This window comes from Maricaulis maris, assembly GCF_036322705.1.
GTDB classification, from domain to species: Bacteria; Pseudomonadota; Alphaproteobacteria; order Caulobacterales; family Maricaulaceae; genus Maricaulis; species Maricaulis maris_B.
In genome coordinates this window covers 1-12,814 of the sequence record NZ_AP027270.1, presented here as the reverse complement: position 1 = coordinate 12,814, position 12,814 = coordinate 1, and the positions used below count along the sequence as shown (strand labels likewise).

Annotated in this window: 11 protein-coding genes; 1 reads left to right on the top strand and 10 read right to left on the bottom strand. The window is 65.0% G+C overall.

Annotated features, from left to right (window positions below):
* Positions 1–20 precede the first annotated feature (20 nt).
* From AAA969_RS00055 to AAA969_RS00025, 7 genes are all read right to left on the bottom strand, one after another.
* Complete coding sequence (locus AAA969_RS00055; protein WP_338242272.1) at positions 21–509, bottom strand: MarR family winged helix-turn-helix transcriptional regulator; 489 nt, start codon at positions 507–509, stop codon at positions 21–23.
* Positions 510–909: 400 nt separating this feature from the next.
* Positions 910–3,312, bottom strand: coding sequence for a DNA topoisomerase (ATP-hydrolyzing) subunit B (gyrB, locus tag AAA969_RS00050; protein ID WP_338242270.1), 2,403 nt, complete (start codon positions 3,310–3,312; stop codon positions 910–912).
* A 73-nt stretch (positions 3,313–3,385) separates the two neighbouring features.
* A complete protein-coding gene (locus tag AAA969_RS00045) occupies positions 3,386–4,093 on the bottom strand; it encodes a TVP38/TMEM64 family protein (protein WP_338242269.1) in 708 nt (235 codons plus the stop codon).
* The gene (locus AAA969_RS00040) at positions 4,090–5,763 is read right to left on the bottom strand and encodes an ArnT family glycosyltransferase (RefSeq protein ID WP_338242267.1); all 1,674 of its coding nucleotides are present in this window, start codon (positions 5,761–5,763) and stop codon (positions 4,090–4,092) included. The genes AAA969_RS00045 and AAA969_RS00040 overlap by 4 nt, the downstream gene beginning before the upstream one ends.
* The gene (locus AAA969_RS00035) at positions 5,760–6,536 is read right to left on the bottom strand and encodes a glycosyltransferase family 2 protein (RefSeq protein WP_338242265.1); all 777 of its coding nucleotides are present in this window, start codon (positions 6,534–6,536) and stop codon (positions 5,760–5,762) included. The genes AAA969_RS00040 and AAA969_RS00035 overlap by 4 nt, the downstream gene beginning before the upstream one ends.
* A gap of 83 nt (positions 6,537–6,619) precedes the next feature.
* Positions 6,620–7,243 carry a LysE family translocator gene (locus AAA969_RS00030; protein ID WP_338242263.1) on the bottom strand — a complete coding sequence of 208 codons (624 nt, stop codon included), beginning with the start codon at positions 7,241–7,243 and terminating at the stop codon, positions 6,620–6,622.
* Entirely contained in the window at positions 7,233–7,871 is a 639-nt protein-coding gene (locus AAA969_RS00025) for a TetR/AcrR family transcriptional regulator (RefSeq protein WP_338242261.1), read from the bottom strand. Before AAA969_RS00025 ends, AAA969_RS00030 begins: the two co-directional genes overlap by 11 nt.
* A gap of 115 nt (positions 7,872–7,986) precedes the next feature.
* Between AAA969_RS00025 and AAA969_RS00020 the strand changes: the two genes are divergently transcribed.
* Positions 7,987–8,757, top strand: a complete 771-nt coding sequence (locus AAA969_RS00020; RefSeq protein ID WP_338242259.1) for a CPBP family intramembrane glutamic endopeptidase — start codon at positions 7,987–7,989, stop codon at positions 8,755–8,757.
* Here the strand turns inward: AAA969_RS00020 and recF are convergent, their stop codons facing one another.
* From recF to dnaA, 3 genes are all read right to left on the bottom strand, one after another.
* A complete protein-coding gene (gene recF / locus AAA969_RS00015; protein ID WP_338242257.1) occupies positions 8,758–9,939 on the bottom strand; it encodes a DNA replication/repair protein RecF in 1,182 nt (393 codons plus the stop codon).
* A complete protein-coding gene (gene dnaN, locus AAA969_RS00010) occupies positions 9,936–11,054 on the bottom strand; it encodes a DNA polymerase III subunit beta (RefSeq protein ID WP_338242255.1) in 1,119 nt (372 codons plus the stop codon). Before dnaN ends, recF begins: the two co-directional genes overlap by 4 nt.
* Positions 11,055–11,262: 208 nt before the next feature.
* Positions 11,263–12,714: a chromosomal replication initiator protein DnaA gene (gene dnaA, locus AAA969_RS00005; RefSeq protein WP_338242253.1), complete on the bottom strand. Its 1,452-nt coding sequence runs from the start codon at positions 12,712–12,714 to the stop codon at positions 11,263–11,265.
* Positions 12,715–12,814 lie beyond the last annotated feature (100 nt).

Sequence of the window (12,814 nt, the reverse complement as noted above, 5' to 3'; positions counted from 1 at the left end):
GTCGCTTTCTTGGGTTGCGATCAGACGGGCGCGGCCAGCACGCCGGACATGCGGTCGAGGACCGGGCGCGTTGACAGGCCTTGGGTGGCCGCTTCGACCGCCGTGTTGAGATCGACGCCAATCTCGGAGAAGAGGTCGGCATAGGCGGCATCGAGGCCGTCGAGAAATGGTTGCAAACACTCGGCCTGGTCGCGTCCGGACACGGTTAGCGAGACGACGCGCTTGCGGGCATCCTGCGGATCGGGCGAGGTTTCGACATGGCCCAGCCGGACGAGGCCGTTGATCCGGTGCGAGACCAGCTGATGGGAAATGCCCAGTTCGGCGGCAAGCCGAGCCAGCGAGGCCGGCCCGGCGTGGAAGAGCGCCTGGACGCAGCCCGCCTGTTGCACCGTGATCGACAGTCCGCGCGCCGCCAGCGCCCTATCGAGCTGCTCGGTCAAGCGGTCCATGAACCTCTGTGTCCGCAGCAGAAAGGCCGCCCGGCCGTCGAAATGGGGAATGTCAGACAAGGGTCGCTCCTGCGCTGCTGCTTTGGTCTACATGCATTTGTACAAATATTTGTGCAATAGGTTTGAGCAGCATCCCCGGCACCGGATATGAGGCGGCGCTAGGGATTGTCAGGCGTGTGGGGAGACCGGTTTGCCGCCATTTTCGGCTGTTGCGGCAAGGCCCTGCGCCGGCTCATGTGTCGACGAGGCAGGCCGCTCCGACCTGGCGGCAGACCACGCAAGGGAACAGCATGGCGACCCGCCATCCGGCGAAATCCACCCACTTCAGTCTGCCCGAGTGCGGGTCAACCTTTTGGTAGCGCGTAGGGAGCGTGGGTGACCGGACGGACCGGTCCCGTCCGGTCACAAAAACGCCCGCCATAATCAGGCGGGCGTTTTCATTTCCGTCAGTGGTGGCGCCTTAAGCGTCGACTTCCGCTTCGAGCGCGTGTTCCTGGATGAAGTCGCGGCGGGGTTCGACGACGTCGCCCATCAGCTTGGAGAAGAGCTCGTCGGCGGTATCGGCGTGCTTGACAGACACCTGCAAAAGCGAGCGCGCATTCGGGTCGAGCGTGGTTTCCCAGAGCTGGCCGGGGTTCATTTCGCCGAGACCCTTGTAGCGCTGGATCTTCATGCCCTTGGCACCGGAGACGATGACGGCGTCGACCAGCTCGCGCGGCGAGTGGATGGTGACCGGGCCGGATTTCGGGACGAAGCTGGCCGGGCCTTCATAATCGGCGGACACGGCCATGGCGCGCTCATTGAGGCGCTTGGCGTCCGGGCTGGCGCGCAGATTGCGGTCCAGCACGACGGTTTCGGTGACACCACGGACGTCGCGCGAGAAGACCAAGCGGCCATCCTCGGGATCGATCTCGCCAACCCAGGTGTCCTCGCCCTCATCGGCAAAGGAATTGAGACGGTTGGCCGCCTCGGTGACGGCGTCCGCGCCCGGTTCGGGCACCAGGGCACCGGCGAGGGCCGCCGCTTCGAGCGCGAAGCCCGGCGCGCGGGCGGTCATGCGATCGATCGAGAGCTTGACCTGGCGGGCCGCGGCGACACGGGCGGTCAGGTCCTGACCGGTGATCACCTCGCCATTGGCCAGCGTCAGATGAGCCTCCGAGGCGCCTTCCTCGATGAGGTAGGCATCCATCTCGGCCTGGTCCTTCACATAGCGCTCGGACCGGCCCTTGGCGATTTTGTAGAGGGGCGGCTGGGCGATGTAGAGGTAGCCGCGCTCGATCAGCTCCGGCATCTGCCGGTAGAAGAAGGTCAGCAGAAGCGTGCGGATGTGGGCGCCGTCGACATCAGCATCGGTCATGATGATGACCTTGTGATAGCGCAGCTTCTCGTAATTGATCTGGTCGCGGCCGATGCCGGTGCCGAGCGCGGTGATCAGCGTGCCGACCTGGTCCGACCCGAGCATCTTGTCGAAGCGCGCCCGCTCGACATTGAGGATCTTGCCGCGCAGCGGCAGCACGGCCTGGTTTTCCCGGTGGCGTCCCTGCTTGGCAGAGCCGCCGGCGGAGTCACCCTCGACGATGAAGAGTTCGGACTTGGCCGGATCCTTTTCCTGGCAGTCCGCCAGCTTGCCGGGCAGGGAGGAGATTTCCAGCGCCGACTTGCGCCGCGTCAGCTCGCGCGCCTTGCGCGCCGCTTCGCGGGCGGCCGCGGCCTCGATGATCTTGGCGACCACCATCTTGGCTTCGGTCGGGTGTTCCTCGAACCATTCGGCCAGCGCCTCGCCGACCGCGCCTTCGACGGCGGGACGAACTTCCGAGGACACCAGCTTGTCCTTGGTCTGGGAGGAGAATTTCGGGTCCGGAACCTTGACCGAGAGAACACAGGTCAGGCCTTCACGGGCATCATCGCCGGAGATTGACACCTTGGCCTTGGAGGCCAGGCCCGAGGAGGCCGCATAGGTGTTGATGATCCGGGTCAGCGCGCCCCGGAAACCGGCCAGGTGCGTACCGCCATCGCGCTGCGGGATGTTGTTGGTGAAGCAGAGGACGTTCTCGTGATAGCTGTCATTCCACTCCAGCGCCGCTTCCACCGAGACCCCGTCACGCTCGCCCCGGATCAGGACCGGCGGCACGAAGATCGGTGTCTTGTTGCGGTCGAGGTGGGAGACGAATTCGGCGACCCCGCCCTCATACATCATGGTGTCGGAATAGAGCTCGGCCTCGCGCTCGTCGCGCAGGGTGATCTTGACGCCGGAGTTCAGGAAGGCGAGCTCGCGCAGACGGTGCTGCAGCGTTTCGCGATTGAACTCGGTCATGGTGAAGGTTTCTTCGGACGGCATGAAGCGCACTTCCGTGCCCTTCTGTCCCGGCTCGGCATCGCCGATGACCTTGAGGTCTTCCTCGGCATCGCCGCGGCGGAAGCGCATGTAGTGCGCCTTGCCATTGCGCCAGATGGTCAGGTCCATCCAGTCGGACAGCGCATTCACCACCGAGACGCCGACGCCGTGCAGGCCGCCGGACACCTTGTAGGAATTCTGGTCGAACTTCCCGCCGGCGTGCAGCTGGGTCATGATGACCTGCGCGGCGGATACGCCCTCGCCCTGGTGGATATCGGTCGGGATGCCGCGTCCGTCATCCCGCACCGAGGCCGAACCGTCGGCGTGCAGCGTCACCAGGACTTCCGAGCAATGGCCGGCGAGCGCCTCGTCGATCGCGTTGTCGACGACTTCGTAGACCATGTGATGAAGACCCGAACCGTCATCGGTATCACCGATATACATGCCCGGGCGCTTGCGCACGGCATCGAGACCCTTGAGGACCTTGATCGACTCCGCGCCGTATTCCTGATTCGCTTGTTCCGTCATGGTTTTGTTGTACAGCTTTCGCGCGCCTGTGACCACTCGCGCGCACACGCGTGTGCACGCGCGTACGCGTGAGTCAGGGGATCGGATGCCGGGTGGCTCGACGCTTCAGCCAGCGACGCCCGATGACCGCAATCAGGACCAGCAAAAGCACCGCTCCACCGACCGCAATCCAGGCCCGGATGCCGCCGCCCTCGAGGCCCAGTATGGCGGCATGACTGGCGAAGGCGATCAGCGCCATTTTCGGGATGCTGCCGAGCGCCGTGCCGGCGATGAAGTCGCGAAACCGGATCGGCGTGCAACCGGCCGCGATATTGATCACGATCGATGGCAGGGTCGGCACCAGGCGGATGACGGCACTGGCCCAAAAGCCGTGCCGGGCGAGCTCGTCCATCACGATGGCCGCGTCCGGCCCGGCATTGCGCTCGAGCCAGCCGGAGCCGACCCGTCGACCGACCAGGAAACCCAGCGCACAGGCCAGAACCTTGCCGCTCCAGCTATAGGCAAAACCCGCCCAGGGGCCGAAGGCGGCGACCAGGGCGGCGATCAGCACGGCTTGCGGCGCACCGAGGGTGATCAGCACCAGGAAGGCCAGGATGGCCAGCGGCGGTGCCCAGGGCTGGTGGCCGATCGCGGCGAGACCGTCGAGGGCCTGCCGGGTCATGCCCTCGGGCAGGAAGAGGGTGGCGAACCCACCCAGCGAGAACAGGGCGATCAGGCCGATGGCGGTGACCAGCTTGCCGGGATGACGACGAAGCGCCGTGACCAGCTCGGCCGGAATCACTCGCCCGGTCCTGTCGGGGCCGGGCCGGCGCGGTAGAGCGTCAGTGCCATCTCGTCGCCATTGGAGTAGTTCTGCCCCTCGATCACGGCCAGTGCCTGGGGTGTCAGGCTCAGCGTCCCGGCCCGGGCAAGGAAGGGTGCGGCCTCGGCGGCATCAATCAGCGCCAGCGAGCATGAGGGGTCAGCGGCGAGGGCATCGGCGGCCTCCGCCGGCCCGTCAGCGAGCAGCGTGTCATAGGGGCCATGCCGGAAGACCAGGCTCGGCTCGCGGAAGGCGGAGGTCACCAGCCGGGTCGTTTCGCAGGCGCCGTGGGCCTCGACCGCCGCAACAATGCGCGGGGTGAGCCAGAACGTCTCGAGCCGCGGCAGGGTATTGCCATAGACTGTCACGGCACCGAGACCGCCCGCGATCACACCGGCAATCAGGGCCGCCGGGCGGCGACCGGTAAGATAGAGGGTCAGCGTCGCCACAGCCGCGAGGCCGATCAGCACACCGGCAAGGATCAGCATCGGCGAAATCCGGCCCTCGATCCAGTACAACCCGCCCGGACCGAGCGCGGCGACAAGCATGGAACAGGCCAGCCAGACTGCGGCGTAGAGGCCCGCCCCGATACGAACCCAAATCGGCGCCCGGATCTGGCCGGGCACAAAGATCGCGGCGACGGCCAGGCAGGCCATCGCCGGGTAGAGCGGCATGATGTAGTGCGGCAGCTTGGTGGCGATCAGCTCGTAGGCGATCCAGCCGGGAAGAATCCAGGCGATCAGGTAGCGGACCGCCGCCTCCTTGCGATTGCACCAGGTCCAATACCCCGCATAGGCAAAGAAGAGCGAGCCCGGCCAGAAGGTCAGCGAGAACAGGCCGAGATAATAGCCGAACGGCCCGGCATGCGATTGCTGGCTCTCACCGACCTTGCCCATCAGGCTGTCACCGACCGCCTCGGCGTAGAAACCGCCATCGGACACAATGCCGATCGCGACGTACCAGGGCAGGACGATGGCGAGGAAGAGCGGCACGCCCCAGAGCGGCTTGAGCGCGGTCAGCCAGGCGAGCTTGCGGTCCCAGACCAGAAGTGCGGCCAGAGCCAGACCGACAAAGAGCAGGATGATCGGCCCCTTGATCATCATGCCGGCGCCCAGCGCCGCCCAGAACAGGGCCGGTCGCCACCAATGCCCCACAGGTTTGAGATAGACCTGCATCAGCGCGATATGCGCGGCGGTTATGGTTGCCAGCAGCATGGCGTCGGTCTTGGCGATGCGGGCCTCGAAGCCGACCGCGAAACTGGTCGCGACCAACAGCGCGGCGGCCAGTCCGGCCTGACGGCCATAGAGCCGCGTGGCCAGGGCGCCGGTCATCAACACGGCCGCCAGGATGCCGAGAAAGGACGGAATGCGATGGGCCCAGATCGCGCGGTTATCGGCCGTGCCGGTCAGCGTCACCGCGAGCGATTGCAGCCAGTAGATCCCGGCCGGCTGGAGATAGCGCTGCTCCTCCTGGAAGCGGATATCGATGAAGTCACCGGTCGCCAACATCTGGCTGGTCGCCACGGCATAGCGGGCCTCGTCGCGATCAACCGGCGGCAGCGAGGAAATACCGGGAAGCAGGACCAGACAGGACAGACCGACCAGGATCAGCCAGCCCTTCCAGCCCAGACGCGGGCCGGCCGCGATCACGACTGTCGCTCGTCAATACGCCCCGGCGCCTTGGTCCGGCGGACCAGCCAGATCACCCCCATCGTGTCGAAGATGCCGACAAAGGCCCGGCCGATATTGGTGTATTTCGACTGGCCGGCATGGCGAGCGCGGTGCTGGACCGGGTGGTTGATCAGCGGATGGCCATAGCGCTGGAACAGCGCCGGCAGGAAGCGGTGCATGCCCTCGAAACAGGGCAGGAGCAGGAAGCTGTCGCGATTGAAAACCTTGACCCCGCAGCCGGTGTCCGGGCAATGGTCACCCAGCACCGTGGCGCGGAAGCCATTGGCGATCCGGGTCGCGATCAGGCGCGAGACCGGGTCATTGCGGCGCACTCGCGTGCCGGCAACCAGCGGCGCATCGCCCTCGGCAGACCAGGCTTTCTCCAGCATGTCGGGCAGGTCGGCCGGATCATTCTGGCCGTCGCCGTCCAGGGTCGCGATCCACGGTGCACGCGCGGCCAGCACGCCGGAGCGCACGGCTTGGGACTTGCCGCAACGGCGGTCATGGCGGATCAGGCGGACCCGGTCATCCTTGTCGGCAATGCCTTGCAGGATGTCGGGCGTGGCATCGGTCGATCCGTCATCGACGAAGACAATCTCGAACGCTCCGGCGCGATCCATCTCGCGCAGGACCTCGTCACAGACGGCAGCCACATTCTCGGCCTCGTCGAGGACCGCGATCACCACCGATGCGCGCAAGGGCGCCCCCGTCCGGTCCGGCCGACGGAAGTCCGTATTGATCGTCTCACTCATGCTTGTACCCCAGACTTGCGGGCGCGATTGTGTGCCGCTTTGGCCGCCGTATCAAATGAGAATGCGAGGCGGATGCCAGCGCCTTAGCGGAACAGCAAAAGCAGCGCGATTCCGGTCATCACCAGACCGGTCAGGATGTCAGCGCCACGGCGCACCGCCGGCGTCGAAAGCCAGGTCCGGGCCCGGTGCGCCGCCGCGATGTAGAAACCCGCCGTCGGCACCGCCATGACCACCATGATGAGCAGCATCAAAACATAGCTGACCGGCGTGATCGCCTCGATCGGGATGAAGGCCGGGACCAGGGTGAGATAAAACACAATCGGCTTGGGATTGGACAAGGGCATCGCCACACCGGCGAAAAAGGTCGCGATCCAGCCGCGTTTCGAGCCGGCCTTGAAGACCGGCTTGGGGCGGGCGCCGGTCCACGCACTCCAGAACGCCTTGAACGCCATCCAGGCCAGATAGGACGCCCCGACAATCTTGGCGACCAGCCAGAACGGACCCAGCTGCTGGGCCACCGTCGACAGGCCGGTGACGGCCAGGGTGAACCAGAACATGTCGCCCAGCAGGATGCCCGACCCGTACAGCGCGGCATGCCAGGGACCGGTATCCAGCGTGCGGGCGATCATCGCCGCAATACCCGGACCAGGGGTCACGAACAGGACCAGCAGGGCGCCGGCAAAGAGAAGCAGGGTTTCAATCGTCACGGCTGTCAGCGGTCACGAGATAGCCGTACAGGGTATCGGCGATGGCCCGGACGAATTGTTCGTCACCAATCGTGAGGACCACCGCGGCACCCTCCGCACGGTAGAGCCCTCGTTCGATGGGCAGGGTGTTCATCAGATAGGTAAACATCTGGGCGGCCTCGGCGCGATCCTGGCGTTTCACTTCATTGCCAAAAAGATCCAGCAAATGTTCTGCAGACTGTCGCGCCTGGTCCAGCATCGCTTCCCAGTCATCACCGATCAGGTCCGGTCGCAGACGGCTATAGATATGCGCGGCCCGGACCAGATATCCATGCTGGTCGAGAAATTTCCAGGCCACGGCGCAAGCCACATGAAGCGCTGTCCGCAATCCGTCAGCCGGCTCGATTTCGACTCGGCCCTCGCCAACCATGAAGGCTTCGAGGCGTTCACGATACAGCTCGAAGATGACCGGTATGAAGGCATCCTTGTTCTCGAAGCGGCGGTAGACGGCGCCAACGGACAGCCCGGCAGCCTCCGCCAGCTCGGCTATCGACACCTCGGCAAAGGACTTTTCCCGCAGCTTTTTATCCAGCGCCCGCACCAGCTTGTCCCGGGTTTCACGTGATCTGGCCTGTTGCGTCGGCCGCACCCCTTGACTCATCTGCTTGGCACTCCTAAATGTGAATGCGAATTCGCATTCGCATGATAACAAAGCGATCGCACGCTGGCGACGCGCCAGTCAAGACTTCACGGGAGACTCCCACATGCAGACGCTCACGCAAACACCGTCACTGATGCTGGGACTACTAGCCATCGCAGCTGTCCTGATAAGCGGAGTGATCAGCGACATCCGACTGAAGAGACGTGAACCCGACGACAGGCCGCCGGTCAGTCACCAATACCTCAAGACCGGCCTGAGCCTGTGGCTCCTGTGCGCGACATGTCTCGCGTGCTGGCACTTTGCCAACCTCCCCTTCACCGACCTCGGCCTGCAAGCTACCACGGGATCGGGCGGCGTGCTGGCCTGGATACTGGCCGGCGCTGCGATCCTGTACGGTCTCTACTCCCTGGTCACGACGGCGCTGGACCGGACAGCCCGCAGCAAGCTGCGGATTCAACTGGCAGAAGCGGAGGGCTTTGACTTGCTGCGCCCGCGGCGTGTCTCTGAGCATCTCGGCTTTCAGGCCCTGTCCGTCACCGCCGGCATCACCGAGGAAGTGGTCTTTCGCGGCTTCCTGATGGCAACGCTGGCACTGGCCATGCCGCTGTGGGCCGCCGCGGTGGCATCGATGAGCCTGTTCATTTTAGCCCACGCCTACCAGGGCGTGTCCGGCATGTTGCGCATCCTGCCGATAACTGTGCTGATGACAACGGTGGTGTGGCTGGGCGGGTCTCTGTGGCCGGCCATCATCATCCACATTCTTGCCGACGCGCTGGCTGGATGCCTGGTCGCATTGACCGATGCCCATGAGCGTGTCGACCAGGTCATGGCAGAAAATGCGGGGGAGGATGGGTCGGCCGCGCTACCGGCCTGATCAACCCGAAGAGAGGTCCCGGACCGCACCGTCCCGGACCTCACGAAACTGGATCCCGCTGCCGAATGGCTCGAACAGGACCCGCTCCACCCCGGTCAGCCAGGCCTGCGAACCCGAGGCGATGATTTCCTGGGCCAGACCCTCGCGCCGGGTGGCATCGAGATGGGCGCACGCCTCATCCAGCAGCAGCAGGGGCGCGACACCCCATTGCTGCCCCAGCGCGCGCGCCTGGGCGAGGGCGAGGGTGAGGATGAGGGCTTTCTGCTCACCGGTCGAACAATCGCCGGCGGCCTGGTCCTTGGCCCGGTGCCGGGCGAGCAATTCGGTGCGGTGCGGACCGCGGGTCAGGGTCCGGCCGGCGGCGCTGTCGCGGCGGCGGCCCTCGCGCAGGGCAAGCAGGAACCGGTCCTCGGCCTCGCCGGCTGTCAGACCCTCCGCCAGATCGGCCTCGACTGCGCCATCAAGGGCGAGATCGGCGCGCGGAAAGACACCGTCAGGTCGCCGGTCGATCTCGCCTTGCAGGCGGATCAACGCATCCAGCCGTGCGGCCGCGACCGCGACGCCGTGACCGGCCATCTCGACCTCGATCGCGCTCAGCCAGGCGGGATCCTGACTGCCTTCATCAAGCAGGCGCTGGCGTCGGGTCCGGCTTTTCTCATAGGCGCTCGCCGCATCGGCATGGGCGGGATCGGCCGCGTGGACCAGACGGTCGAAGAATTTGAGGCGATCAGCGCGCGGGCCGGCAAACAGGCGGTCCTGCGCCGGGGTCAGCCAGATCATCGGCAGAAGACGCGCCAGGGCATTCTGGGCAGCCGGCTCGCCATCGATCCGGGTTTCGCGACGCGCCGTACCGCGGGCCCCGACACCGAGCCGGTAGCCACCCTCCAGCGTGTCAGCCTCGGCGAAAACCGCCCATTCCGGCGCCACGCCCCCGGCCTGCTTGCGCGCCACGCCATCGGCACCGGCCGAGCGCAAGCCCCGCCCCGGAGCCAGAAAGGAAATCGCTTCCAGCAGATTGGTCTTGCCGGCCCCGTTCTCACCGAACAGGGCGACCGGGATCGGGGCCAGGTCAAGATCGAGATCGGCATAGCTGCGGAAGTTGGTCAGTCGCAAACGACGAACCGCCGCAGGCGGAACCGGCGGCGGTGTCTCGGTTTTCAGCGTGGCGGCGTCGTCCGTCACACCCGCAGCGGCATCAGCACGTAAAGCGCGTCCGGATCACCGCTATCGGTGACCAGGGCGGGTGAGGCCGCATCGGCGAAATGGAAGCGGGCTTCATCGCCTTCGATCTGCGACGCCACATCAAGCATGTAGCGGGCATTGAAGCCGATCGCGAAGCCTTCATCGGAATAGGAGACGGCGAGTTCTTCCTCGGCCTGGCCACTTTCCGGATTGTTGACCGCAAGGGTCAAGGCGTCCGGACCCAGCGACAGCTTCACCGAGCGGGATTTCTCGACCGAGATCGTGGCCACGCGATCCACCGCTTCGGCAAAGCGCTTGTTCTCGACCGACATCATGCGCGTATTGCCGCGCGGAATGACCCGCTCATAGTCCGGGAAGGCGCCGTCGATCAGCTTGGACGTCAGCACAGCCTTGCCGAGACGGAAGCGGATCTTGCCCTCGGACACGGAGACCTCGACCATTTCGTCAGCGTCTTCCAGCAGGCGTTTGACTTCCTGCACGGTCTTGCGCGGGATGATCACGCCGGGCATGCCGTCGGCACCCTCGGGCAGATCCACCTCGGCCAGCGCCAGGCGCACGCCATCGGTCGCCACGGCGCGCAGGGTCTTGCGACCGTCCTGCTCGGCGGCATGCAGATGGATACCGTTGAGATAATAGCGGGTCTCCTCGGTGGAGATCGCGAAACGGGTCTTGTCGATCAGGCGGGCCAGCTCGCGGGCCGGCACCTGGAAGCGGTGCTCGAGATCCTCGGTCGGCATGACCGGGAAGTCGCCCGGCGGCAGGGAGGGCAAGGAGAAGCTGGAGCGACCGGCCTTGAGCGTCAGGCGCGGATCGCTGCCATTCATCTCCAGGGTCACATCGGCCCCGTCCGGGAGCTTGCGGGTGATATCGTAAAGCGTGTGGGCCGGAGCCGTCACCAGGCCTTCGCCATCACAGCGCGCATCGGTGGTCTCGAGGATCTCGATATCCAGGTCGGTGGCCGCAAAGCTGGCCCCGTCGGGACCGGCCGAGATCAGCACATTGGACAGGATCGGAATGGTGTTGCGCTTTTCGACAACGGCCTGAACATGGCCCAGTGCCTTGAGGAGCGTCGCGCGCTCGATCGTCAGCTTCATATCTCGCGTTCCGCTTTCAACGTCTTCTGCGTCAGCTTCCTGAATTCGCGTCGACGAACTTTGTCGGTCTTTTCCGGGTCAGTCTTGCCGGGACAGACCGCAAATCGACTGCATCGTCCAGGATGGGTCAAAGAGGATACATGAATTCGCGCGTTCGCAAGAGGTTTATCCAGCGTTAACGCGAATTTCGGCAAGGGTTACGCCCGCTTCAGTTCTGCAACTCTCGCGTCAGCGCATCAATCTCGTCAGCGATCGGATCCCCGGACTCGATCATGTGGGTGACTTTCGACACCGCGTGGATCACCGTCGAGTGATCGCGCCCGCCGAAACGGCGCCCGATATCCGGCAAGGACCGTGTGGTCAGCGTCTTGGCCAGATACATGGCGATATGACGCGGACGGACAACGGCCTGGGTCCGGCGCTTGGAACAGATATCCGCAGTCGTGATGCCGAAATGGGTCGCCACCACTTTCTGTATCTCGTCGACCGTGAGCCGGCGCTCCGAGCTCAGCGAGAGCTCCCGCAAGGCGGTCGACACGACCTCCATGGTCACCGGCTGACCGATCAGGGCGGTCCGGCAGATCACATTATTGAGCACGCCTTCCATCTCACGCGGGCTCGAAGTGATGCGGGCCGCAAGGAAGTCGCGGACCGGCTCGGACACGTCGAATGTCGGGTAATGGCAGGTCGCCTGGGCAATCTTGCAATCAAGGATCTGGCGGCGAAGATCGAGATCCGGCTTGCCGAGCGGGCAGGACAGCCCACCGGTCAGCAGGGAGCGCAGGCGCTCGTCCTGCATCTGCAGCTCGGCTGGCGGCTTGTGCGAGGCGAGCACCACCTGCTTGTTCTCGGCCACCAGCGCCGCAATCGTGTGCAGGAACTCGTCTTCGGTTTTCGGCTTGCCGGCGATGAAGTGGACATCGTCGATCAGCAGGACATCAACACCCCGGACCATTTCCTTGAAGGAAATCGTGTCACGGGCCCGCATGGCCGTGACGAAGCCCGAGAGGAATTCCTCGGCCGTCAGATAAAGCGCCTTGCGCGGCCTGGACGTCTTCTGCACGGCCGACGCAACGGCATGCAGGAGGTGGGTCTTGCCGACACCGTAATCGCCGTAGAAGAACACCGGGTTGAAGGGCGGCGTCGCGGCACCGACCATGGTCCGTGCCGCGGCGGCGGCGACTTCATTCGCCGGGCCAACGCGGAAACTGTCAAAGGTGAAACGGGCGTCGACCGGAGCGGCATCCGAAGCCGTATCGGCAATATTTGTTGTCGGCAGGTCGGCAGCCGGCTTGGCAACAGCGGCCTGCGGGGCCCGGGCACGCGGCACTGCCGCCGACTGGACCAGATCCTGGTCTTCGGACAGCAGGCGGATCTCGCGGTCCGACGTGTCGAGTTCCGACCAGAGTGCCCGAATTCGCGCACCCCAATGATCTTCCACCCAATCGCGATTGAAGCTGCTCGGCGCAATGATGATCAGGACTCCGGCTTCCGTCAGGCGAACCCGCAGACGCGCGATTTCCTGGGAGTAGAGTGCCGGTCCGCACTCCTCACGCAGGTGAGCCCGCACCCGCCGCCAGATCGCCGAAATTTCCGCGGCTTCCGCCCCCTCGAAAGATGGTGAATTCGCCTCGGAAACAGCCAGTTTGTTATATGCCATCGTCGGTCACACTTTTATTTTTTCTTCCGCTGATGCGAAAGCTATGTGTTTGTAATTGTGGCAAAATCCCCCCGCAAACAGCACGTCACCCAGTCGTGCC

Bases quoted from the DNA above. Each gene is read 5' to 3' on its own strand.
- gyrB (WP_338242270.1), bottom strand. From the start codon at position 3,312: ATGACGGAACAAGCGAATCAGGAATACGGCGCGGAGTCGATCAAGGTC.
- AAA969_RS00035 (WP_338242265.1), bottom strand. From the start codon at position 6,536: ATGAGTGAGACGATCAATACGGACTTCCGTCGGCCGGACCGGACGGGG.
- AAA969_RS00020 (WP_338242259.1), top strand. From the start codon at position 7,987: ATGCAGACGCTCACGCAAACACCGTCACTGATGCTGGGACTACTAGCC.
- dnaN (WP_338242255.1), bottom strand. From the start codon at position 11,054: ATGAAGCTGACGATCGAGCGCGCGACGCTCCTCAAGGCACTGGGCCAT.
- dnaA (WP_338242253.1), bottom strand. From the start codon at position 12,714: ATGGCATATAACAAACTGGCTGTTTCCGAGGCGAATTCACCATCTTTC.